This is a genomic window from Paenibacillus harenae (assembly GCF_030812415.1).
Lineage (GTDB): Bacteria > Bacillota > Bacilli > Paenibacillales > Paenibacillaceae > Pristimantibacillus > Pristimantibacillus harenae_A.
In genome coordinates, this window is record NZ_JAUSST010000009.1 from 81965 (window position 1) to 103371 (window position 21407).

The 21407-nt window shown below is 50.0% G+C and carries 21 protein-coding genes and 1 pseudogene; 15 read left to right on the forward strand and 7 right to left on the reverse strand.

The annotated features are described in order from the left end of the window. Nucleotides 1-19: 19 nt before the first annotated feature. Nucleotides 20-1951 carry a sensor histidine kinase gene (locus J2T14_RS27630; protein WP_307476173.1) on the forward strand — a complete coding sequence of 644 codons (1932 nt, stop codon included), beginning with the start codon at nt 20-22 and terminating at the stop codon, nt 1949-1951. Between the two features lie 25 nt (nt 1952-1976). Here the strand turns inward: J2T14_RS27630 and J2T14_RS27635 are convergent, their stop codons facing one another. Together J2T14_RS27635 and J2T14_RS27640 are read right to left on the reverse strand one after the other, a co-directional pair. Continuing rightward, nucleotides 1977-2234, reverse strand: a complete 258-nt coding sequence (locus J2T14_RS27635) for an NHLP leader peptide family RiPP precursor (RefSeq protein ID WP_307476175.1) — start codon at nt 2232-2234, stop codon at nt 1977-1979. Nucleotides 2235-2359: 125 nt separating this feature from the next. Further along, complete coding sequence (locus J2T14_RS27640; protein WP_307476177.1) at nt 2360-3292, reverse strand: hypothetical protein; 933 nt, start codon at nt 3290-3292, stop codon at nt 2360-2362. A 380-nt stretch (nt 3293-3672) separates the two neighbouring features. Here J2T14_RS27640 and J2T14_RS27645 point away from each other — a divergent pair, with 380 nt between their 5' ends. The 5 genes from J2T14_RS27645 to J2T14_RS27665 all read left to right on the forward strand — a co-directional run bounded on the left by J2T14_RS27645 (nt 3673) and on the right by J2T14_RS27665 (nt 9738). Then, nucleotides 3673-4239 carry a hypothetical protein gene (locus tag J2T14_RS27645; RefSeq protein ID WP_307207678.1) on the forward strand — a complete coding sequence of 189 codons (567 nt, stop codon included), beginning with the start codon at nt 3673-3675 and terminating at the stop codon, nt 4237-4239. A gap of 63 nt (nt 4240-4302) precedes the next feature. Then, entirely contained in the window at nt 4303-5382 is a 1080-nt protein-coding gene (locus J2T14_RS27650) for a Gfo/Idh/MocA family protein (RefSeq protein WP_307476178.1), read from the forward strand. 251 nt (nt 5383-5633) lie between these two features. Beyond that, nucleotides 5634-6647, forward strand: coding sequence for a substrate-binding domain-containing protein (locus tag J2T14_RS27655; RefSeq protein ID WP_307207673.1), 1014 nt, complete (start codon nt 5634-5636; stop codon nt 6645-6647). A 27-nt stretch (nt 6648-6674) separates the two neighbouring features. Then, complete coding sequence (locus J2T14_RS27660) at nt 6675-8504, forward strand: cache domain-containing sensor histidine kinase (protein WP_307476180.1); 1830 nt, start codon at nt 6675-6677, stop codon at nt 8502-8504. 13 nt (nt 8505-8517) lie between these two features. Further along, on the forward strand, nt 8518-9738 hold the full coding sequence (locus J2T14_RS27665; protein WP_307476183.1) for a response regulator transcription factor: 1221 nt from the start codon (nt 8518-8520) through the stop codon (nt 9736-9738). Between the two features lie 64 nt (nt 9739-9802). Here J2T14_RS27665 and J2T14_RS27670 read toward each other — a convergent pair whose 3' ends face one another. Beyond that, entirely contained in the window at nt 9803-10054 is a 252-nt protein-coding gene (locus J2T14_RS27670; RefSeq protein WP_307476184.1) for a hypothetical protein, read from the reverse strand. A 159-nt stretch (nt 10055-10213) separates the two neighbouring features. Between J2T14_RS27670 and chvE the strand changes: the two genes are divergently transcribed. The 3 genes from chvE (at nt 10214) to mmsB (ending at nt 14090) form a co-directional block, all read left to right on the forward strand. Continuing rightward, a complete protein-coding gene (gene chvE, locus J2T14_RS27675; RefSeq protein ID WP_307476186.1) occupies nt 10214-11296 on the forward strand; it encodes a multiple monosaccharide ABC transporter substrate-binding protein in 1083 nt (360 codons plus the stop codon). 94 nt (nt 11297-11390) lie between these two features. Continuing rightward, nucleotides 11391-12920 carry a multiple monosaccharide ABC transporter ATP-binding protein gene (gene mmsA, locus J2T14_RS27680; protein WP_307476188.1) on the forward strand — a complete coding sequence of 510 codons (1530 nt, stop codon included), beginning with the start codon at nt 11391-11393 and terminating at the stop codon, nt 12918-12920. A gap of 6 nt (nt 12921-12926) precedes the next feature. Then, on the forward strand, nt 12927-14090 hold the full coding sequence (mmsB, locus tag J2T14_RS27685; protein ID WP_307476190.1) for a multiple monosaccharide ABC transporter permease: 1164 nt from the start codon (nt 12927-12929) through the stop codon (nt 14088-14090). A 73-nt stretch (nt 14091-14163) separates the two neighbouring features. Here the strand turns inward: mmsB and J2T14_RS27690 are convergent, their stop codons facing one another. Beyond that, nucleotides 14164-14418, reverse strand: a complete 255-nt coding sequence (locus tag J2T14_RS27690) for a YiaA/YiaB family inner membrane protein (RefSeq protein WP_307476426.1) — start codon at nt 14416-14418, stop codon at nt 14164-14166. A gap of 30 nt (nt 14419-14448) precedes the next feature. Further along, nucleotides 14449-14691, reverse strand: a pseudogene (locus tag J2T14_RS31030) (YiaA/YiaB family inner membrane protein); the annotation flags it as partial. Between the two features lie 216 nt (nt 14692-14907). Between J2T14_RS31030 and J2T14_RS27700 the strand changes: the two are divergent. The 5 genes from J2T14_RS27700 (at nt 14908) to trhA (ending at nt 18064) form a co-directional block, all read left to right on the forward strand. Further along, a complete protein-coding gene (locus J2T14_RS27700; protein WP_307476192.1) occupies nt 14908-15282 on the forward strand; it encodes a LapA family protein in 375 nt (124 codons plus the stop codon). 20 nt (nt 15283-15302) lie between these two features. Then, nucleotides 15303-16229 (forward strand): TRM11 family SAM-dependent methyltransferase, encoded by a 927-nt coding sequence (locus J2T14_RS27705; RefSeq protein WP_307476194.1) that lies wholly within the window; start codon nt 15303-15305, stop codon nt 16227-16229. 31 nt (nt 16230-16260) lie between these two features. After that, nucleotides 16261-16461 (forward strand): hypothetical protein, encoded by a 201-nt coding sequence (locus tag J2T14_RS27710; protein ID WP_307207657.1) that lies wholly within the window; start codon nt 16261-16263, stop codon nt 16459-16461. A 210-nt stretch (nt 16462-16671) separates the two neighbouring features. Beyond that, on the forward strand, nt 16672-17370 hold the full coding sequence (locus J2T14_RS27715) for a lipase family protein (RefSeq protein ID WP_307476197.1): 699 nt from the start codon (nt 16672-16674) through the stop codon (nt 17368-17370). Nucleotides 17371-17419: 49 nt separating this feature from the next. Beyond that, entirely contained in the window at nt 17420-18064 is a 645-nt protein-coding gene (trhA, locus tag J2T14_RS27720) for a PAQR family membrane homeostasis protein TrhA (protein WP_307207654.1), read from the forward strand. 86 nt (nt 18065-18150) lie between these two features. Here the strand turns inward: trhA and J2T14_RS27725 are convergent, their stop codons facing one another. Beyond that, on the reverse strand, nt 18151-18969 hold the full coding sequence (locus J2T14_RS27725) for a lipase family protein (protein WP_307476199.1): 819 nt from the start codon (nt 18967-18969) through the stop codon (nt 18151-18153). 176 nt (nt 18970-19145) lie between these two features. Here J2T14_RS27725 and J2T14_RS27730 point away from each other — a divergent pair, with 176 nt between their 5' ends. After that, nucleotides 19146-20114 (forward strand): Gfo/Idh/MocA family protein, encoded by a 969-nt coding sequence (locus J2T14_RS27730; protein WP_307476202.1) that lies wholly within the window; start codon nt 19146-19148, stop codon nt 20112-20114. Nucleotides 20115-20193: 79 nt separating this feature from the next. Here J2T14_RS27730 and J2T14_RS27735 read toward each other — a convergent pair whose 3' ends face one another. Next, nucleotides 20194-21396: a CorA family divalent cation transporter gene (locus J2T14_RS27735; RefSeq protein WP_307207648.1), complete on the reverse strand. Its 1203-nt coding sequence runs from the start codon at nt 21394-21396 to the stop codon at nt 20194-20196. Between the last annotated feature and the right edge of the window lie 11 nt (nt 21397-21407).

Genomic DNA, 21407 nt, shown 5'->3' on the forward strand with positions numbered 1-21407 from the left:
GACATTCTGAGGTGCATGTATGAAGGGTTTGCTTAAATATATCGTATTAATCGCGTTCATGTTCACGATATTTTCGTCCGTACTAGTTCATCCCTCCTATGCGCAAGCCAGCCCAGAAGAAAACGATACCATCTTCATTAACGAATGGGAAATGAAATGGGAGACCAACCCCGATGCCACGATCGAGGACATTATGTCCGACGAGCAGGCGGGGGGCTGGTTCCCTGTTTCCTATGGGGAGGATTTGCCGGTTAAACCGGAGGGCATTCATGTTGCTTGGTTAAGATTTAGGATACCCGATGTAAATTTAATTCTTCCCGTGCTCTATTTAAGCAAACTAACCGCAAAAAATGTGTTTATTTATGTCGATCAACAACAGGTCTATTCAACAAACAGAAATTATAACTATAACAAAAATGAGATTTTACTCCCCCTGCAGCTTGATGAAGAGAAAGAATATATTTATTTTAAATTGCAAACAACAAGCGGAGAGTGGCTTGGTTTGAAAGAGCCAGCGATAATCGGGGAATATAAGTCCTTAAGTAAAAACTACATGAACAGAGGCATATTGGATGTCATATTAGGCGCATCTTTATTATTTGTTGCTCTTACCGCGTTTCTATGCGTCATTTTCCTCAATAAATCATATCTAGTTAGCTGGTTTTCTTTAAGTACCATTGTATTATCTGTGGGGCTTATGATCTTATCCTATTCCCCTTTTTTGCTTTCGGCGGCAGGGAGAAACGGCGCGTTATTTTATTACTTGTTTGATATAGCGTCGTCCTTGCTTATGCCGGCCATTTACATTTTTTTTGAAAATATATTTGGGAAAGGCCCATACGGTATCATAACGAAAATACGAAAAATTCAAATCATTATTGCTTTATTGAATATCGTATTCTCTGTAATAGGTCTCTTTTCGGAGGATATCAAAAACGGTTATATGTTAATAGGCTTAATTTTATTTGCTTTATGCGTTGTTATCGGAAATGTCATTTTGGTTGTTTTGCTCATTATGTACTGCACGCGAAATAATAAAGACGCTATCATATTAACGGTCGGATTTGGCATGTTTTCAGCTATTGGAGTAACAGAGATTATATGGTACTTTGCTAGAGAGCGAAGTCATGATGTTTATTTTTGGAAATGGGGGGTTCTAAGTTTCCTAGCATCGCTCTTAGTTATATTGGTCCGGAGAATCATGGAAAACTACGAGCAAGTTGTAAAGTATTCTAAACAGTTAGAGGTTTTCAATAACGAGCTGCAACGGTCGGAGAAAATGGAAATGATCAGTCAGTTAGCGGCCTCTGTGGCCCATGAAGTTCGAAATCCTTTGCAGGTAACAAGGGGATTTTTGCAACTTCTTGGTCATAGGACTTCTATCGAAAAAGATAAGGGATACATGAATTTAGCGATTGAGGAACTAGATAGAGCTTCGGAGATTATTACCGATTTTCTCACATTCGCAAAACCGCAAATTGAAAACACTAATATTCTCAACCTGGCAGATGAAATTAATCAAATTGAAGGTATCTTAGTTCCGCTAGCCACTATGCAAGGAGGAATAATTAAATCGGAAGTAATGCCGGATCTATACGTAAAGGGCAATTCATCCAAATTTAAACAAGCCCTTATCAATATCATCAAAAATAGTATTGAAGCTTTCAAAAATGATGGCCTAATCGAAATTTATGCGAGTAGGATCGATTCCAATGAAATTATAATTCGAATCAGGGATAACGGAGAAGGTATACATGAGTCGGACTTAAAAAGATTAGGGGAGCCCTATTATTCGAAGAAAACAAAAGGTACGGGGCTAGGATTAATGGTAACGTTTCGTATCATAGAACTCATGGGAGGCCGACTCGAGTACAACAGTGTCATAGGGGAAGGAACGGAAGCTATTATTTATTTGCCGTATATAGATAAAACAATGCCGAATGCGCAATAAGCATTCGGCATTTGTCATGTATCGATTAGTCCCACGTAGGGTAGTCAGCATTTCCTTCTTGTGTAATTGTTTCTTTTGACCGTTCAACGGGGCTTTGCGGGAGGATGAAATATTTTTTCGAAGAGGTTTCCTCCAATACTTCGACCTCGAACGAATCTGGAATTTCTGTTCCGAAGGCGTCTTTGACCGCTGCTTTCGGATTTTCTAGAAGTTTTTTCTTGAATTTAGCGTCTTCCCAAGCTTTTTGAATAATTTGATCCTGCAAGGACTTATGCGCGGACATACGATCACCCTTCCGAATATGTATAAGATTACCATACTCAGTCTATCACGCCTAATCGACAAAATCTACTTTTGTATTTGTATTTTTCGACAAAAAATAGGTTTATACTACTTGACTTTCTGGAATTAGAGACCTTGATTTTCGAAAAAGTAGTTCAATCCTCCTTTTTTCATCTGTTCGCGATTCAATTCGATAGTTTCAGATGTTTGGGTCAAACGATCTAATATATATTGGTTGTAACTTTCTAGTTCAGGAAGCCGTGCATTCAATGAAACTAAATACCGATGCCTGCTGCGAGCGACCTCTACATAATCATTCATGCAGCAGCGTACGTAAATATAAGTCTTAACGATATCCTCGGTTACGGGAACCCCCGGCTGGAGGCTCGCTTCGATCATGGCAACAAGGCTGTTATAGCTGCCTTCCTGCATATCTTTTTTCCAGTCGACCCAATCGTCCGCCATTTGAAGCGTCATGAGGGCAATATCGACGGCTTCTTCGATCGCGGGAATAAGATCGCTTTTCCCTCCCAGCAGAAGTGTTCCCGTGCTGGCGATTTTGACCGGTCCTGCTTTATACGCGATTTGAATCGGATCTATTACAAACAGGTTGTTAGCCGATTCATTGACAACGCTGCTAGCCCATACCTTCACATACCTATCGAAGTAGTCCCAGAAGGGCGAATGGGATGGAAATAGGTTTCGTAATATACGAAGCATCTTCGAGTAGAGAAGATTGCCCAGTGCCAGCTTCTCCTTCACATCCGAAGCCGGACCATCATCCATCACATCGTCTTGAATGAAGAAGTAGAGCATCAAGTATACGTTCGTTATAGCAAATTGATCGCATTGCTCATTCGTGATTCCGGCGGTGTCTTTCATCCAGTATGGCAGAAGCGTGCAAATAAAGTTTTGCCCTTTGTCATGCTTCACAGGATGGAATTTATCGGCATAGGCGAGTCCTACCTGATTCAATGGCGCAGGAAACTCGGCAATTGTCTGCTCGGCAACCGTATATACTTGTGCAAGGCGCTCTTTATATTTATCGTACCATTCCATCTCTACGCACTCCTATTCTGAACTTTCATCAGTCCGGGGCTAATAAAAACTTAATAATCGCATATATATGAAACAAGGGTAATCCGAATCCTCTCTACTATATCAACAATTGCCAAAATGCAACAGTGATCTATCAGGGAAAAAGAGGAAGCAAATAGGCGAACTGCCAGTTGAGGAAATAGGGATTATCCAGTAAAATAGAGACAGGCTTTCCGAATGGAACATCTGTTAATGCGAGTCCGCTGTTGCTAACAACTGACACTTACAAAACTGGACTAAGGTCGAGGTAGCTTCTATTACCTGAGCAGGTTTAGGATTTGTTGCTCCTGCATTAAAGTTAATACGAGGATAAGAGTTCTTTAATGTGGAGGTTGTACGGCATGAATAGAGAGTTTGAAATATACGTTCTGTTGACGGATACAGGTACGTTATTCACAAGAACGATTAAATGGTTTACTAAGGATCCGATGAATCATGCATCTATAGCATTTGACAGCAACTTGAACGAGGTATATAGTTTCGGCAGGAAAAATCCGAACAATCCTTTTTTTGGCGGTTTCGTGAAAGAAGATGTGCGAGCCGAATTCTTCGAGCACTCGACTTGCGCCTTATATAGATGTACGATTAGCCAGCACGCCTACCAGAGCATTCGAACGCAGATCAACTTCATGGATCAGAACCGGGATCAATACAAGTACAATCTGCTTGGCATGTTCGGCGTCATGTTCAATATCGAGATGAAGAGGGAATATGCCTACTTCTGTTCCCAATTCGTAGCATCCGTCTTCGAGCAAGGAGGCGTGAACTTGGTCGACAAATCGCCTTTGCTCGTTAAACCGGCAGACTTGGTCAATACGCCGCTGCTCGAACTCGTCTATCACGGCAAGCTGCATAACTATACAGGCAGCAAGCAACGGCAAGCCGCCGCATCATTTAGAACGGCATAACGAAGACCTCTGTCCAGGAGGTCTTTTTTTCTATTGACCCACATATCGAGGAGGCGTACAGGGATGTCATTCATTACTTTCGGAATTATCGGAGCAGGCTGGAGGGCCGAGTTTTATTTGAGAATCGCGCAAGCGCTCCCTCGGCAGTTCCGCGTACATACGATGCTTGTTAGGGACAAGGATAAGGCATTAGCCATGGAGCAAAAATGGGGCGTTCATACCGTAGGTTCCGTCGAGCAATTCGTAGCGGAAGCCCAAAAGCATTTTCAGTTCGCGGTCGTATCCGTGCCCCGTACGGCAGCGCCCGCTATTATCGAAGAGCTGGCTGTTCAGGGTATTCCGGTACTGGCGGAGACGCCTCCGGCTTCCGATCTGAATTCGCTTACGGCTTTATTAGAATCCATTCCGCGGACTGCCAAGGTAGAAGTAGCTGAGCAGTACCTGTATCAGCCGATGCACGCAGCACGAATCCATTTGGCCCGTTCAGGAAAGCTTGGGGAGATTAGCCATGTGCAAGTATCCGCCGCCCATGATTATCATGGCATTAGCTTGATCCGACAACTGCTTGGCATCGGCAACGAGCCGGCGGTCATCCAGGGTGAGAGATTCACGGCGCCGATGATGCGAAGCGGAGGCAGAGACGGAGACCCTTCGGATGGCAAGATGATCTCGTCCGAGCAAACCATTGCGACACTTCGATTTGGGGACAAGCTGGCGGTATATGATTTTACGAGAGAGCAATATTTTTCATGGATTCGTCGTGATCGCATTCTCGTTCGTGGAAGCAAAGGCGAGATCGTTGGCACGGAAGCTGCTTATATGCTTGACTATACGACACCGATTTATACGGAGCTGCGCCGCGTCGATACCGGACATAACGGCAACCTGGAGGGTTACTACCATCGCGGCATCATCGCGGGGGATGAGTGGTTGTATCGCAATCCGTTCGCTCCGGCTCGATTGACCGATGACGAGATTGCCGTTGCCACATCGCTGCTCCATATGGGCCAATATGCCGCCCATATGCGGCCTTCCTTCTATAGTTTGGCCGAAGCGTCGCAAGATCATTACTTGGCGCTTACGATGCAGAAGGCGGTAGCGACGGGGCAGACGGTGACATGTTCAAAGCAACCCAACCTGTAGCATAGGGCAAATATGTCGGTTTGCGGGAATATGAAATGAAGGAATAGCCGCTTTCTCCTCATCTTCGGATAATGGAGGAGCGGCTTTTTTTGTATGCGTTAAGTACAACGCTTAAAGCTGCTCCGCTAATTCAATTTAACTGCTATAATGAAATGGCTCGCGAGTCAGGTATGGTAAGCGGCGGTAATTCGCAGGATAATAGGTAGGATACGATAGGTACGACGATTACGACCCAGAATGGAGCTGCGACGATGAAAAGAATTCTCGTCATTTACGGACTTTTGATAGTTACTTTCATGCTGTTCATGTTTTATAGCCAAAACAACGGATTCCGCAACACCGCAGCCAATCCGTGGGATGAGATGGATGAAGGACTGCGCGGCACAATCGACGAGAAGTACGTCATGGTGACGTTCCTCTCCGGCATCGAGTATTGGAAGACGGCGATCAAAGGGTTCGAGGACGCTGCCGAGGCGCTGAACGTATCGGTGGAATACAGAGGAGCTACGCAATATGACGTGAATGAACAGGTAACCGTGCTGGAGCAGGTTATCGCGAAGAAGCCGGCAGGCATCGCGTTGACCGTAATGAACGCCGAGGCGCTAACCGGATCGATCAATAAAGCGGTTGAGGCGGGTATTCCAGTCGTACTATTCGACTCGGGGGCCGAGCTTAGCAAGGCGTATTCCTTCCTGGCCACCGACAATTACAATGCGGGCGTTACGGCTGCGAACAAGATGGCCGAGCTTATCGGCGGCAAAGGCAAGGTCGGCGTCATTACGCTGCCGAAGCAATTAAACCATCAGGAGCGAACGATCGGCTTCCAAGAGACAATAAATAGGCAATATCCGCAGATCGAAGTCGTGGCGATCAAGGACGGCAAAGGCGATCAGCTCCTCTCGGGCAAGGTGGCCGAAGAAATGTACAGGGAGCATCCCGATCTGCAAGGCTTTTTCGTGACGGAGGCAAACGGCGGCGTTGGGGTAGGCAAGCTGTTCGAGGCCAATCAGAACATGAAGATCATCAGCTTCGATATCGATAAAGGAACGCTGGATATGGTGCGCAATGGAACAATCTCGGCGACGCTGGCGCAGGGCACTTGGAATATGGGCTATTGGTCGATGCAATTCCTATTCCATCTGCATCACAACATGACGGAGCAGAGCGCGACGGACGTACCGGGAGGCTTGCCGCTGCCAAAGTATGTCGATACGGGCATTACGGTCGTGACGAAGGAAAACGTGGACAGCTTCTATGCGAAATAACAGGGCTGCGTCTGAGGAAATGAGGGGATGGCCATAAAGCAGCTGAAGTTTTTTCAAATGAATAATCTGCCGATCCGCTACAAGCTGATCATTATGTTCTTGCTCATCAGCATTTTGCCATCCATCGGACTCGGGCTGCTGATCGATTATACGGTGGAGCGGATTGTCGGCAGACAGGTGAACGAGAATACGATCCAGCTCATCGGCAAAGTGAATCGGTCTCTCGAGTTCTATGTCAGCAATATGCAAAATATGACGTATCTCATTGCGTTTGATCCCGGCGTCAAGCAATTTCTGCAGCGCAGCAGCGGAGGGGAAGCAGGCGCTGACGACGAATACACGATGCGTAAATTTCTGCAAGGGTTCACGACGCTTTATTCCGAGATTGCAGGCATTATGGTCGTGAACGGGAAGGGTGAATATATAAGCAATGAATTGTATGCGCGAAGCGATAGGACGCTGACGGAGGAGAGCTGGTACAAGGCTGCCGTGAATAGTAAAGGGATATTCAAAATTGTCGGAAAGCCGAGCGGCCGCAACATCACGAGTCATGCGAACTACACCGAAGATGAGGTGATTTCCGTCGCGCGGGCAATTCTGAATCCCGAAACGCAGCAAGTGGAGGGCGTTGTCCTTATCGATCTGAAGCTGCGTGTAATCGCGGAGGCCGTGAAGGACGTTCGGCTTGGGAAGACGGGTTATCTGCTCGTGATTGATAATGATGGCAGCCATATCTATTCCCCGGCGAAGCCGATTATACGCGACATCCCTAAGGAATGGACGTTGGAGGGGGGCGCAGGCTCGTTCGCGAAGACGGTTCAAGGAGAAGAGCTGCAGTTCATCTACCGGAAGTCCACCTTCACGGACTGGACGACGGTAGGCGTCTTCTCCACGAAGGAATCGGCGTTAGAGGTACAAGAGATCCGCTTCTATGTCATTAGCTTTGTTTTCTTCTTATCGTTGCTGAGCATTGCGGCTGCCATCTATCTGGCGTATTCGATGTCAAGACCGATCAACCAATTAATGTCGTTCATGCAAAAAGCCGAATCCGGCGATATGACGATCCGTTACTGGGGCGAGCGGGAGGACGAGGTCGGCCAGCTAGGCCGCAGCTTCAATACGATGCTCGCGCAGGTGAACCGGCTGCTGTTGCTTACGGAGCTGCAAGGGAAACAGAAACGGGAGGCGGAGCTGCGAAGCCTTCAGGCTCATATTAAGCCTCACTTCCTGTACAATACGCTTGATACGATTCATTGGATGGCCCGCAATAAAGGGGCGGAAGACGTGGCTGAAGTCGTTCAATCGCTGTCGCGGCTTTTCCGTATCGGGCTCAGCAAAGGGAACGATATTATTCCGCTGTCGGATGAAATCGAGCATATTCAAAGTTATTTAACGATACAGAAGACGAGATACAAGGATAAGCTAAACTATACGCTTGACGTGGAGGATGACGTTCGGCATCTGTACGTGCTCAAGCTGCTGCTGCAGCCGATTGTGGAAAACGCGATCTATCACGGCATTAAGGAGCGCCGGGGACCCGGTCATATCGCGATTACGGCGAAGGCCGAGGACGGCTCCCTGCTGCTGCGAATCAGCGACGACGGCAAAGGAATGACACCGGAGAAGTTAACCGGCCTTCGCCAAGCAATAGCTGGATCTGTCGTCACGCAAACCGATGGTATGGACTCGGCGGACAACAGGAAGGAATGGCAAGGTCAAGGCTACGGCATTCAAAATGTGCAGGCAAGAATTCAACTTACTTTCGGCGAACGATACGGCATGGCCATCGACAGCGAAGAAGGCGTCGGAACGACGGTGACGATCGTACATCCGATATTGAAGGATATTACGGGTTAGGCAGGGGACGGAAATGGATCATTTATTGCGAGTATTAATTGCTGACGACGAACCTATTATCCGTGAGGGGGTTCGCGATTCCGTCGATTGGGAGTCGCTCGGCATGCGCGTATGCGCCGAAGCGGAGGACGGGGAGGAGGCTCTGGAGCTTGCGCTGGCTCTCCGGATACAGGTTGCGTTGGTGGATCTTAACATGCCTATTATGAATGGCATCGAGCTCATGAAGGAGCTGCGGCAGAAACTCCCGCAATGCCGCATCATTATTATAACCGGCCATGACGAGTTCGCTTATGCGCAGGAAGCGATCAGGCTAAGCGTGGACGATTATATCCTTAAGCCGGCTAATTCGGAGCAACTGCGTCAAGTGCTTACGCGCATCCGCCATGAGCTGGAAGCGACGCAGAAGCAAGAGGTGCATCTGCAGCAGGCGTCGAAGCAAATCGCCAAAAACTTTCCGCTTATGCGCGAGCGTTTCTGTCTCGAATGGATCGAAGGGACGATGACCGAAACCGAGCTGCGGGAGCAGCTTGAGTTTCTCCAATTGCCTGCGGCATCTCCCGACATGCTCTGTGTCATCAGGTGGCCTGAAGTCGTGACGAGCGTTCAGCTCCGCAAGGAAAACGACCGCCAGCTCTTCATGTTTGCCATCGAAAACATCATCGGGGAGATGCTCGCAAGCTATGAGAAGACGATGTTCCGCGATCATTCCGGCTTAATCGTCGCCATCGTCTGGGGGACAGTCCCGGAGACGCTTATATCCGATATGCAGCATGCTGTGCAAGCGTATTTGAAAATTTCGATACATGTCCATGCGCAGCCGATCGAGAATGGGCTCTTATCGATTCCCGCTGTTTATCGCCAGAGCAAATCGAGTATTTTCAAGGAAGCGCAGATGTCCCCTCTCGTTCGCAAGGCGAAGGATTATATCCGAGAGACGTATACGGAAGCGGATATGAGTCTCGAGGCTTTCGCGCAGCTTATGCAGGTGTCTCCGGTTTATTTAAGCCGTATCATCAAGCAGGAGCTTGGCTCCTCCTTCGTGAGCCTCGTGACGCAGACGCGCATCGCGAAGGCGATTCAATTGCTGAATGCAACGGATATGCCGATCAACGAAATCGCCGAAAAGGTCGGCTACGACACGCAGCATTATTTCAGCACCGCGTTCAAGAAAGCGGTTGGCGTTTCCCCGAATCAGTACCGCAAAGGCGCGGCTTTCCACGAAGACGACAACTAATCATAAAGAAGCTATCCCTAACGAAGACTGTACGAGTCGTCGAAGAGATAGCTTCTTTTTTCTGCTAAACGCCCCACAACACATACCCGAACGTCATGTACAGAAACAGGAACAATAACAAGCCCCCATTGCCGATGACGACCGTCCAAGCGATCGTTTTGCCGTGGCGCCCGCGGCCCTCCTTAGGAAAACGAGCTCCTAGCCCAACTATGCCGACAAAAAAACCTGCCGGTCCTCCGAGCAGGATGGAGGCAAACCAAAGTCCTTGCGTGGGATGCCCTGCCTCGAACGGGAATACGAAGCTGTAGAGTCGCAAACGGAAGGAAGTACCAACATTCTGTAGTACCTGCCAATCAACGCGGCTGGTTTATTTTTTATAAAAAAGGTTAGATTATTGCAAAGACGATGGACTGGCCTGCGCTGTATATTGATTGTGCACCAGCAATCTTAGTAGAGATGAGAGGGGATTGTCACAATGAAAAAAGGATTAACTCTAATGGTCGTAGCAGCGCTCGTATTCGTACTTGCGGCATGCGGAGGCACAAATAACGAAAGCGGCGGAAGCGGCGAGAGCGGATATGTCGGCATCTCGATGCCTACGAAGTCGTCCGAGCGTTGGGTCGGCGACGGAGCGAATATGGTGAAGGAATTCCAAGCGCTTGGTTACAAGACAGACCTGCAATACGCAGAAGACGTAATCGAGAACCAAGTATCCCAGATCGAGAACATGATTACGAAGGGCGTAGACATTCTTGTTATCGCAGCTGTAGACGGCGAATCGCTGTCTGACGTTCTTGCAAAAGCAGACAAGGAAGGCATTAAAGTTATCGCTTATGACCGTTTGATTAAGAAGACTGAACATGTAGCCTACTACGCGACATTCGATAACTTCAAGGTTGGCGTACAGCAAGGTTCGTATATCGAGCAGGCGCTTGGCCTGAAAGACGGCAAAGGCCCGTTCAACATCGAGCTGTTCGCAGGATCGCCGGATGACAACAACGCTTACTTCTTCTTCGATGGCGCAATGTCCATCTTGAAGCCTTACATCGACAGCGGCAAGCTTGTTGTTCGCAGCAAACAGACTACGATGGACCAAGTGGCAACGCTTAGATGGGATGGCTCCCTTGCTCAATCCCGTATGGATAACCTGCTTAGCGCGAACTACTCTTCTGAGCGTGTAGACGCTATATTGTCACCGTACGACGGCATCAGCATCGGCATTCTGTCCTCTTTGAAAGGCGTAGGTTACGGTTCGGATAGCAACCCGCTTCCTGTCGTAACTGGCCAAGATGCCGAGCTTGCTTCGGTCAAATCGATTATTGCAGGCGAGCAGACGCAGACGGTATTCAAGGATACTCGCGAGCTGGCGAAGATCGCCGTATCGATGGTGGACAACGTGCTCAAAGCTACGGAAGTGAAAGTCAACGACACCGAAACCTACGACAATGGCGTGAAGGTCGTACCTTCTTACTTGCTCGAACCGGTATCGGTTGACAAAACAAATTACAAAGAAGCAGTTGTCGACACAGGCTACTACACCGAAGATCAGCTTAAGTAAGAAAACCTTGTGGCGAAGCTCTCCTGATTTAGTGACGGCCCTTCTGCGGCTGTCACTAAATCATTTTCAATAACAGTAAGGGCGTGATCCTAAAATGGCGACTAACAACATTCTCGAAATGAGAGGCATAACGAAAACGTTCCCAGGCGTCAAAGCGCTCGAAAACGTGAATTTGCAGGTGAAGGAAGGCGAAATTCACGCGCTCATGGGCGAGAACGGCGCGGGCAAGTCGACGCTCATGAAGGTGCTAAGCGGTGTATATCCGCATGGCTCGTACACGGGAGATATTTTGTACAAAGGCAACGTCTGCGAGTTCAAGGATATTACACAGAGCGAGCGTCTCGGCATCGTCATTATCCATCAGGAGCTGGCTCTTATCCCGCAGCTATCGATAGCGGAGAACATTTTCCTCGGTAACGAGCAGGCGAAGCGTGGCGTCATTAATTGGAATGATACGATCGGCAAGACGAAGGAGCTTCTAAAGACCGTCGGTCTGAACGAATCGCCGAATACGCTCATCTCCTCCATCGGCGTGGGCAAGCAGCAGCTAGTGGAAATCGCGAAAGCGTTGTCGAAGGAAGTGAAGCTGCTTATACTGGACGAGCCGACGGCCGCGCTTAACGAAGAGGATAGCGAAAATTTGCTTAATCTGCTGCTCACCTTTAAGAAACAAGGAATTTCGTCTATTATGATCTCCCATAAGCTGAACGAAATAACGAAGGTAGCCGATTCGATTACGATTCTTCGCGACGGCAAGACGATCGAGACGCTCGATATGGTGAAGGACAACATCAACGAGGACCGGATTATTAAAGGAATGGTCGGTCGCGATTTGACGCAGCGCTACCCGGTTCGCGAGCCGAAAATCGGTGATACGATTCTGGAAGTGAAGGATTGGAACGTGTATCACGAGACGCAAGACCGCAAGGTGATTGACGATGTGAGCATGTACATTCGCAAGGGCGAGATTGTCGGCATTGCCGGACTTATGGGGGCAGGCCGGACGGAGCTGGCGATGAGCCTCTTCGGGAAATCATACGGCAAACGCATTAGCGGCGAGACGCTGCTGAACGGCAAGCCCGTACAGATGAATACGATTAATCAAGCGATTGACCAAGGCCTGGCCTATGTTACGGAAGACCGCAAGCATTACGGCTTGATTCTAATGGACGATATTAAGCGCAACATTACGTTAACCGGTTTGAACAAAATATCGCGAAACACGGTCGTTAACGCAAATCAGGAAATCATCGAGGCGGAGCGATTCCGTACGAAGTTAAATATAAAGACGCCAAGCATCCTGCAGAAGACGGGCAACTTAAGCGGCGGCAACCAGCAGAAGGTCGTGCTGAGCAAGTGGATCTTCTCGGAGCCGGAGGTGCTCATTCTCGATGAACCGACGCGCGGCATTGACGTTGGCGCCAAATACGAAATTTATACGATCATTAATCAGCTTGCGATGGAAGGTAAAGGCGTGCTGATTATTTCATCGGAGCTTCCGGAGCTGCTCGGCATGTGCGATCGCATGTATGTCATGAGCGAAGGAAGATTTACGGGCGAAGTGACCCGTGAGGAAGCTTCGCAGGAGAAGCTGATGAAATATATGACGAAGAGCAGGGGGTAACGTAAGATGGAATCATTAAGCAAGTTATTCAAAAGCAATATCCGCCAATACGGCATGATCGTTGCCTTAGTACTTATTATGGTGCTGTTCCAAATTTTGACCGATGGCATCTTGCTAAAGTCGCTCAACATTACGAATCTGATTCTGCAAAATAGTTATATTCTCGTGCTTGCAATCGGCATGCTGCTTGTTATCATTACCGGGCATATCGATCTCTCGGTTGGTTCGATCGCCGCTTTCGTAGGCGCTATATCAGCCATATTAATGGTCGATATGCATATGCCTTATCCGTTAGCGATTATCATATCGCTCGTTATTGGGGGACTCGTCGGCGCATGGCAAGGGTTTTGGGTCGCCTATGTCCGAATACCGTCCTTCATTGTCACGCTTGCGGGTATGTTGATATTCCGCGGACTTACGATGGTTGTACTAGACGGTCAATCGGTCTCGCCTTTCCCTGCCGGCTTCCAGCGCATCAGCTCCGGCTTCATTCCGGACTGGTTCGGCGGCAGCGATGTCCACTTCCTGACGATCGTAGTCGGACTCGCGCTTTCGCTTATTCTCATCTTCACAGAATGGCGCAATCGCTTGACGCAGCAGCGTTACCAGTTCGACGTTGTGTCCGCTCCGTTGTTCGTGCTTAAGCTTGTTGCCATCGTAGCGATTATCAACGTGTTTACTTACGTGCTGGCTACTTATGAAGGCATTCCGAACATCTTGATTATTTTGTTCATACTGGTCATCATCTACACGTTCGTTATGAACAAGACGGTTATGGGACGTCATATTTACGCGCTTGGCGGCAATGAGAAAGCAGCTAAGCTGTCCGGCGTGAAGACGAAACGAATGACGTTCTGGGTATTCGTCAACATGGGCGTGCTTGCGGCGCTTTCGGGCCTGTTGTTCGCAGCGCGTCTGAATGCGGCAACGCCGAAGGCCGGCGTTAACTTCGAGCTTGACGCGATTGCGGCCGTATTCATCGGCGGCGCATCGGCGACGGGAGGTATCGGAACGGTTATCGGCGCTATTATCGGCGGTCTCGTAATGGGCGTCATGAATAACGGGATGTCGCTGATTGGCATGGGCATCGATAGACAACAAGTTATTAAAGGTCTTGTACTGCTGGCAGCGGTAGCCTTCGATATTTACAACAAAAACAAAGCTTCCTAATTAGTAAAAACGGCGCTGTTCCCCAAGGTGTGATTCAACCTTGAGAAACAGCGCCGTTTTGCTTTGCATATGGTTAAGCTTGGTAGTCGTCTGCCATGTTCAGATGAGCTTTATCTTCCTCGTTATCCCGGATCGTCTTCTGAAGCACGAGGCAGGAGACGATGAGGAACGCGCCGGCGATGGCGTAATAGCCTTTGACATACAACGGTTCTTCCAGATTGAATATGCCGATATACTGAGCGAGAATGGCGATGATGAAGCCGGCCCATGCAAGGAACGAGAAGGCGGACGTATTTCTGTTTCTGTAATGTGGGTTTTGCTCTTTCAGGAATTTGTCTTCGTCGTTGTCGCGGGCAACCTTCTGAAGTAGGAATGACGTGATAATAAGCAGGACGCCCGTCACGGCGTAATAGCCTTGCACGGAAAGGGCTTGCTTAAGCGTGTAAATGCCGATGAATTCGAAACCGCAAGCGATGAGGAACGCCCCCCATGCCATGAATGTGTAAGTCGGCGTGTTGCGGCGGCGATAGAAGTTATTAGCCGGCTTGCGGGTATGATTGGCGTTAACATTTGCATTTGCGTTCGCTTGAAAAGATTCCATTAGATGAGCCTCCCGAATGAATAATTGTTTTTTTGGAATATTGATGTTCGTTGTTCGTTGTCGATAACGTAATTATCACAGCTTCTTCCAATGCTAGGTAGTACCAACTTCCTGTAGTACCGCTTCGCTTCGCGGAAGGACTTTTGCTTCTTTTTTGCAATAGCTAAGAAATGATTTCGATTTTGTGGTACGATTTGGAGAAAAGGAGGGAATGAGATGAAGGGACAAGGCATGCTGATCTCGGCGTTCGTATTTGCCCTTGTTATTGCGATATTCGCCGTCATCAACGTCGACTCCGTTCAAGTGAACTTCCTGTTCGCCAAAACGACGACACCGCTTATTCTCGTGATTCTGGTGTCGACCCTCTTGGGCGGTCTGACGGTCGGTTTATTCGGCTTGCTTCGTCAATACCGGCTTCAACGGACGATAAGGTCTTTGGAAAAGGAATTGCATGAGCTGATGGGCGGGCACGAGCAGAGCGGCGGGGGCTACAGAAAGGCGAAGAGCGTCGAAGCAGCCGCTGCTGCAAAGGGGGAGCTTTCATCGGACGCTGCCGGCGCAGAGCCGGAGCGGGAGCCGATGAATGATTAACGCGAAAGGCGAGGCGCGACATGTTCATCTACACCTACGCTTGCCATGAGGACGAGACAGAGCTATGCGAGCTTGAGCTAAGCCTGCTGCTGCGCAAGCCCTGTACGGGCGGCGCCATAGAGAGCGATGTGGAAATAACGGCTGACCGAAGCCCGTTCATAAGAAGGAAGATTCATGCCCGGTTATGTGCGGACAGCATGGAGGAGCTCGTGGCTCAACTGCCCGGTGTCGAGCTGGAACAAGGCCAGACGTTTAAAGTGTTATTCACGAGCGCGACCGGCGAACCGCCGATCGCCTTCGAGGAACGCAGACAGCATGAGCGAACGGCAGGCGCGGCGATCCGCGGGAAAGCCGATATGCGTAAACCGGATCGGTTGTTCGGCCTTATTCGGTGGAATGGGCGATGGTTGTTCGGTCCATGCGAGGAGAATAGCGCGGCATGGCTGGAGCATCAGAAGAAGCCGCAAAACTATTCTACCGCCCTCCCTGTCCGGGCGGCGCGGGCGATCGTGAATATAGCCGCCCCGGGGCGGGCGGGGGCCGTGAAGCTTATTGATCCGTGCTGCGGCATCGGTACGGTGTTGATTGAAGCGATGTCGATGGGGATCGATATCGAGGGCGTCGATCTGAATCCGCTAGCCGTGCGCGGCGCTAGATTGAATCTTGCGCATTTCGGATATGCTGACAAGGTGAAGCTTGGCGATATGCGTGAGCTGACTGGTCATTACGATGCGGCAATCATCGATATGCCCTATAATCTATGCTCCGTTCTCCCTGAGGAAGAGCAGCTTGATATGCTGCGCAACCTGAGGCGATTCGCCGCGCGGGCCGTAATCGTAACGACGGAGCCGGCAGAGCGTCAGGCAGAGATGGCGAATTGGCGGGTACAAGCGGTAGCCCGACTTCGCAAAGGATCTTTTACCAGATATATAACTGTAGTAGAATAAGAATGTGTGGAACATAAAGCGAGGTGAACCTATGTCTACGAACGAACAAAACGGAGCTGCTGAAGAGCCGAAGAAGCTATCGCAAGCTGAACGCGTAAAGCAATTGCTGGCGCAGAAGAAACAAGCGCAAGGCGGGCTGCCAGGTCAGAAACATCATTCGACCGGCACGCAAGAGTTAAAGAGCCAGAACACGAAGAAGGTCAACAATCAGCGCAAAAAAATGGGTGTGTAACGCTGGCAGCATAGCAGTGCCAATGGAGCGAAGGGCCACGGAGCAAGACGGCCTTATCGCTCTTTTTGTATTTCGGAGTTAACAATGTAACGGCATACAAAAAAACACGAAGTTGGAATAGAAGGAACTGACATCTGCATTGAAGCATGATTTCACGCAAGCTCCCGCATAATGTTAATACAACTTCTTCTGAATTCGGAGGGATCTGTTATGACGGCGAACAACGATACATCATCGCTTAGCATATACTTGCTTGCCGGAGTGGCGACGACTACGTGTTCTTTCAACGAATGTAGAAAAAAACTGGATAAGCTGTTTCGGGACGACGGCATCGAGCCTCAAATTCATGTGCTCTTCCCCTATGGAGATGCAAGCCGCAATGTCGTTAGGCAAGTGCTTGAGGTGAGGAGCGATCTATCGAACCGAATGACGGCGGGGCGAATCGGCGGGCAGCGAGCGTTTCATACCATCAAGCAGAACAAAAACAATAAGCGCATGCTGCTTATCGGCCACAGCGGCGGCGGCGCTGCCGCATATCAAGCGGCGAAGATGATGGAGGAATACGGCGAGGATAACGACATTCGCATCGTACAGGTCGGGTCGCCGAAAACGCCGATCGATCCGAGGCTGCAAGAACGCGTAAGCTATTTCCATTCCGTTGACGGGATGGGCAAGCTTAACGATCCGATCAGCCGGATCGGAAGCTGGGGAGGCTGGTCGGCAGCGGGGCGAGCGATGCCGAAATGGAATCGGCTGAAGTATGCGCCCGGCTATGTGGAAGGCATTCCGACGGTTGGCGGGCATGCCGATTATTTTCGCCATACGAAACCTTATACGGACGAGCAATCGATCTGCAACCTGGACAAAACGATCGACAGCGTGCGGGGATGGTTGAAAGGGTGGCTGTGATGGTTTAAACTGATAATCATCAAGCAAAGTATGGAGGTGGCCCGCCGCTATGGCGAATACGCATACGTATACGAAACGCGAGGAAATCGCGAACGCGGTTACGCATGGTATCGGCGTACTGTTAAGCATTGCCGCGTTAGTGCTGCTTATCGTGTTCTCGTCATTGAAAGGGACAACCATGCACGTCGTCAGCTTCACGATATACGGTTCGGCCATGCTGCTGCTCTATTTGGCGTCTACGCTCGTCCACAGCTTTCCGGACGGGAAGGCGAAGCGAGTGTTCGAGGCGCTTGACCATTCGTTTATTTACGTATTCATCGCCGGGACGTATACGCCGATTTTATTCCATATCGTTCAAGGCGCGCTCGGCTGGGTGCTGTTCGGGATCGTTTGGGGCGCTGCGGTTGCCGGCGTTATATTCAAGTCTTTTTTCGCATCGAGATTTCTGTTCACTTCAACGCTCGTGTATATCGCGATGGGCTGGATCATCGTATTCGCATGGAAGCCGCTGACGACCCATCTGGCGCCTGACGGGGTCCAAATGCTGATTACGGGCGGCTTATTGTACACGTTCGGAACGGTATTCTATATGTGGCGCAGTTTTCCTTATCATCACGCTGTCTGGCATTTGTTCGTGCTGGGCGGTTCGATCGTTCATTTCTTCGCAATATTGCTTTACGTATTGCCGGCATAACTATAAATAAACGCATTCACCGCGAGCATTTTGACTGCTCTGCTCGTCGGGGAATGCGTTTTTATTTTTTGGAATACAGAAAAAGCCTAGAGCTCTACAGCCGGACACCAGCCCGGCGGCTCGCTGCAGACGGATAAGGCAAATGCCGGATCTTCCTTCACCAAGTCGGCAAAATAGCTGGACAGGATGTGGTTGCCCGATATCGAACCCATCCGAAACGAGCGTTTCACCTCGCCTTTGACATGAAGGTAGTAATAGGTCAGCTTCGTCTTGGGCGATTGATAAACATGCGGCGGCAGATGCGGTACAATATCAAACTCGTTCTGGAAGCGCCAGTGCGTGTCGATGATCGCATTGTAAGCGCGAACGAACTTCGGATCGCCTACCCGCGGAGCTCCGAACGTATATACGATGGGCGATCGAATACCCGTGTTGCTCGCTATATCAATGGCTGCAAGCGTAGCGAGCGCGCCGCCGAGACTGTGTCCCGTTATAAACAGCGGCTTGTCGGCCGGCAGCGTCTGAATGAGCGCTAGCACTTCGTTGCGCGTTGACATATAAATGTCGGTGAAGCCTTTATGCGTTTGCCCGGCGTTTTTGACAGGACGGTATACCGTTTGCTGGGCGATGAAATCGGCAACCCAGTCCTCGGCCGACCCGCTGCCGCGGAATGCGAGGACGGATGCTTGCTCGCTTGTCAGCACAAAGCCGAAACGTTCTACATTGCTGTCATAGGCGCTGGCTTTAAATTCGCCAACGAAGCCGTACCCGCGAGGAGCTAGAAATAAGCCGTCCGCATGATTCGTGAATTGTATATAGGTTTGTCCGCAAACCGCAGCCAGAAACATGGCGGTACGCAAATCAAGATCCTGTGCTCTTGTCGACTTACGCATCGTTATTCCCATCGGCATTCCTCCGTTCATTCATTCCGGTCTATCGTTGTTGTATAGTATGATGCGGAGAGGCAATGGGTACCTGCGGATTTTATTGAAACGATTCTTCTCATTTCGTTGGTTGTGCATTTTGTAAGCGGTACGTATAATTTAATTAACCCAATCGTTAGACGAGAGGAGCCGTATAAATGACGATGCAAATTGGAATCGTTGGCACAGGCTGGTTTGGCCGCATGCATGCCGAGAAGCTGGCCAAGCTAGAAGGCGTTAAGGTATCCGCATTCACGGCCACTACGCAGGAGAAGGCCGATCAGGAGGCAGCCAAATACGAGGGCGCTAGAGGTTATAGCTCCTTACATACGATGCTGGACGACCGGAAGCTGGATGCGGTATACATCTGCGTGCCTCCATTCGCGCACGGCGAGATCGAGCAAGCGCTGGTTGCGCGAGGCATTCCGTTCTTGGTAGAGAAGCCGCTTGCGGCCGATGAGGAGACGCCTGCCCGATTGCTTAAGGAAATAGAGGGCAAGAAGCTAATTACTTCAGTCGGTTATCACTTCCGCTACATGGACGGAACGAGCCGCGCTCAGGAGCTGCTCCGCGAGCGGACAGTCGGTATGGCGCTCGGCTATTGGATGGGATCGATGCCGGGCGTAAGCTGGTGGCGCAAGATGGAAGGCTCGGGCGGTCAATTCGTTGAGCAAACGACGCATATCGTAGACTTGCTTCGTTATACGGTTGGCGAAGTAAGCGAGGTGTATGCTGCTTATGGCTCGCGCGTTATGGCTGACGTCGAGCAGGGTGTGACCGTACCGGATGTAGGGACGGTAACGCTTAAGCTGGAGAATGGCGCGGTAGCGACGATCAGCAACACTTGCGCGATTCCGGCGGGAGACCGCGCAGGTCTTCATATTTATACGAATAAAGGCGTACTGGAGCTTAGCCATGCCGGGCTGCTCGATGTGGAGGCCGGCCGCAGAACGGAATACGCGAACCGATCGAATCCGTACGAGCTCGAGAATGATGCTTTCCTTCATGCGGTAAGGACGGGCGATTCTTCGCGAATTCGTTCCACCTATGCCGATGCATGGCTTACGCATCGAGTTACGATAGCGGCGAATCAGTCGGCGCTGTCGGGACTGCCTGTGAAGCTGTAGTTGTAAGCAAACGATAGAAAGGAAGAAGAGTCCGGTCGACTGCGATGCAGCGCCGGACTCTTCTTCCTTTCTCTTATGCTTATGTCCGTTTCTTGCGTGATCGGCTTAGCGGAGGAGAAGCCAGCTCGGAAGACAGCATTGCCGAAGCATGCTGCGCGGCCGATGCTCTGCCGGACTTCGACCGTTCTCGCTGAGACCGGCTAAGACGGCTCGGCGGTTCTTGCCCTGATATCATTCGGGGCTTGCGTCCATGCAACAGATCGCCGGTCCAGCCTTTCTTCCATAACCAGATATAGATGGCAGTCGTTATAGCGATAATAATCGTCATCATAGCCGTGAAGCCCCAAGCATAATCCTTCCAAGGCAGCTTGTTAAAGTTGGTTCCCCAGAGAGAACCGGCAATGGTTGCGGGTAAGAACAAGACGGTGAAGATCGTCAGCGTTTTCATAATATCGTTGCCGCGGAAGCTCGCGATCGCATCGTCCATGGAGATAAGCGTATCGATCTCAAGCGCATAATGCTTGAGCAGCAGTTCGATTCGATCAAGCTTATGCGTAATCCGCTTGAAGCTCTCGGTTTCCATGAGATCGTTCATGAACGCTTCCTTGGCAGCCCCATGCAGCTCGCGAACGGGAATGAACAGATGGCTCCAATGAAGCAGTTCGTATCTCCGTTCGAAAATAACATCGATCAAGCCCGTACGATTCTCGCTCCGCATCGTCGCTTCAAGCTCGCCGAGCCTTGTCTCGAATCCGTCGAGCCCCTCGTGAAACGGCTCCAGGATAACGTTCAGCATGGCGAATAACGCTTCCGGCGCCGTATTGCATTCGCCGAGCTTCTTCGTCTGCGAGATCGTCTGCAATCGCAATGGCAAACGCATATCGTCATGAATCGTAATCAATCGCTTGCCGGCTAACCAGAAGTGAAAAGGCTGTATATCGTCGTGGTGCTCCGTGATTTGGAACATCAGCGTGCCATAAACTAACGGACCTTGCTCGCCGGTGTCTTCCACGATAATCTGGTTCGTTCGCCGGCCTTCGCAGGTGTCCATCCAATCGGCGCATTCCGGGAACAGCTTCTTTAATTGTTCTATATGTTGCTCGGCTTCCGATTGCTCTGATGCATGTTCGGCAAGCTCTGCTATGCTCTTATCCGTTAGGGCTGAAACAATTTGCTTGGCGGAATCCTTCCGGCTCGGCAGGTGCTGTCGTGGACGATGCCCCGCGTGCTGAAGGACATGCCACTCCCAGCCCGAGGGGTAGCGAAGCATCCGATGTATCATCGATTGGCCTC

Bases quoted from the DNA above. Each gene is read 5' to 3' on its own strand.
- J2T14_RS27725 (WP_307476199.1), bottom strand. From the start codon at position 18,969: ATGGGAATAACGATGCGTAAGTCGACAAGAGCACAGGATCTTGATTTG.
- J2T14_RS27735 (WP_307207648.1), bottom strand. From the start codon at position 21,396: ATGATACATCGGATGCTTCGCTACCCCTCGGGCTGGGAGTGGCATGTC.
- J2T14_RS27715 (WP_307476197.1), top strand. From the start codon at position 16,672: ATGACGGCGAACAACGATACATCATCGCTTAGCATATACTTGCTTGCC.
- J2T14_RS27660 (WP_307476180.1), top strand. From the start codon at position 6,675: ATGGCCATAAAGCAGCTGAAGTTTTTTCAAATGAATAATCTGCCGATC.
- J2T14_RS27710 (WP_307207657.1), top strand. From the start codon at position 16,261: ATGTCTACGAACGAACAAAACGGAGCTGCTGAAGAGCCGAAGAAGCTA.
- trhA (WP_307207654.1), top strand. From the start codon at position 17,420: ATGGCGAATACGCATACGTATACGAAACGCGAGGAAATCGCGAACGCG.
- J2T14_RS27640 (WP_307476177.1), bottom strand. From the start codon at position 3,292: ATGGAATGGTACGATAAATATAAAGAGCGCCTTGCACAAGTATATACG.
- J2T14_RS27650 (WP_307476178.1), top strand. From the start codon at position 4,303: ATGTCATTCATTACTTTCGGAATTATCGGAGCAGGCTGGAGGGCCGAG.
- J2T14_RS27700 (WP_307476192.1), top strand. From the start codon at position 14,908: ATGAAGGGACAAGGCATGCTGATCTCGGCGTTCGTATTTGCCCTTGTT.
- J2T14_RS27730 (WP_307476202.1), top strand. From the start codon at position 19,146: ATGACGATGCAAATTGGAATCGTTGGCACAGGCTGGTTTGGCCGCATG.
- J2T14_RS27630 (WP_307476173.1), top strand. From the start codon at position 20: ATGAAGGGTTTGCTTAAATATATCGTATTAATCGCGTTCATGTTCACG.
- J2T14_RS27655 (WP_307207673.1), top strand. From the start codon at position 5,634: ATGAAAAGAATTCTCGTCATTTACGGACTTTTGATAGTTACTTTCATG.
- J2T14_RS27645 (WP_307207678.1), top strand. From the start codon at position 3,673: ATGAATAGAGAGTTTGAAATATACGTTCTGTTGACGGATACAGGTACG.
- chvE (WP_307476186.1), top strand. From the start codon at position 10,214: ATGAAAAAAGGATTAACTCTAATGGTCGTAGCAGCGCTCGTATTCGTA.
- J2T14_RS27665 (WP_307476183.1), top strand. From the start codon at position 8,518: ATGGATCATTTATTGCGAGTATTAATTGCTGACGACGAACCTATTATC.
- J2T14_RS27635 (WP_307476175.1), bottom strand. From the start codon at position 2,234: ATGTCCGCGCATAAGTCCTTGCAGGATCAAATTATTCAAAAAGCTTGG.
- mmsB (WP_307476190.1), top strand. From the start codon at position 12,927: ATGGAATCATTAAGCAAGTTATTCAAAAGCAATATCCGCCAATACGGC.
- J2T14_RS27705 (WP_307476194.1), top strand. From the start codon at position 15,303: ATGTTCATCTACACCTACGCTTGCCATGAGGACGAGACAGAGCTATGC.
- mmsA (WP_307476188.1), top strand. From the start codon at position 11,391: ATGGCGACTAACAACATTCTCGAAATGAGAGGCATAACGAAAACGTTC.